This is a genomic window from Streptococcus equinus ATCC 9812 (assembly GCF_000187265.1).
GTDB lineage: Bacteria > Bacillota > Bacilli > Lactobacillales > Streptococcaceae > Streptococcus > Streptococcus equinus.
Genome location: NZ_GL698440.1, coordinates 1 through 752, shown reverse-complemented (window position 1 = coordinate 752; position 752 = coordinate 1). Strand labels below are relative to the sequence as shown.

Annotated in this window: 3 protein-coding genes; all 3 read right to left on the bottom strand. The window is 47.6% G+C overall.

The genetic code is table 11. From position 1 onward, the window contains the following. Positions 1 to 311, bottom strand: a 311-nt coding sequence (locus HMPREF0819_RS08485; protein WP_003067982.1) for a metallophosphoesterase, incomplete at its 3' end; no start/stop codon positions are given. Next, complete coding sequence (locus tag HMPREF0819_RS08480; protein ID WP_002901791.1) at positions 289 to 495, bottom strand: phage NinH family protein; 207 nt, start codon at positions 493 to 495, stop codon at positions 289 to 291. The genes HMPREF0819_RS08480 and HMPREF0819_RS08485, both read right to left, overlap by 23 nt. After that, the coding region (locus HMPREF0819_RS08475; RefSeq protein ID WP_002901792.1) for a recombination protein NinG at positions 492 to 752 on the bottom strand (261 nt) is incomplete at its 5' end. The genes HMPREF0819_RS08475 and HMPREF0819_RS08480, both read right to left, overlap by 4 nt.

The window sequence follows — 752 nt, the reverse complement described above, 5'->3', positions numbered from 1 at the left end:
CGGGTAAAGAACCAGCCACCGCCATTAAGCAGCCAGTGATTAACGTTTCCACGCTCTGATAAGCCATCAATCATCATTTGCTCATGGTTTCCACGTACAGCTCTGAACCAGGGGAATGTGATTAATTCCAGGCATTCAACGTTCTCTGCACCACGATCAACCAAATCGCCCACCGAGATAAGCAGGTCTTTTTTGTTGTCGAATCCAATCGTATCCAGTTTGTTCATCAGGTTCGTGTAGCATCCGTGCAGATCGCCAACTACCCAAATATTTCGGTATTTGCTGCCATCAATTTTTTCGTAATAGCGCATCTCTTTCACTCCATCCGCGATGAACCATGAGAACGTCGTTGACGATGGCGTGCATTTTCCCGTCTTTATCATCAACGTATTTTCTGACCGTACCGCGACTACATTTCAGTCTGCGTGCTACTTCTGTCTGATTTCCGTATGTTTCAACGAGCATGTCTGGAATGGTTTTTACTGAGAACGTCATGCGGCCTCACTTCTGCTATTTCGCAGGTCTTTGAGTTTCTGTTGGTACTCTGCCTTGATCGCCTTGCACTCTTCGATAGTCCAGCGATGGCGGTTATGGTTTGATTCGATTTCGTCTACTGCTTCCTGCCCGATGCGGCTAATCAGTTCGACGCGATACGGAACGAGATTTCCGCTTTTGTGCTGGTTGCACACCACGCATTGCTTGTGAATATTGCGTTCATTAAATCGGAGTTGAGGTGCCGCAGCAGTTGCCCG

Coding starts and splice junctions, on each gene's coding strand:
- HMPREF0819_RS08480 (WP_002901791.1), bottom strand. CDS start 495: ATGACGTTCTCAGTAAAAACCATTCCAGACATGCTCGTTGAAACATAC.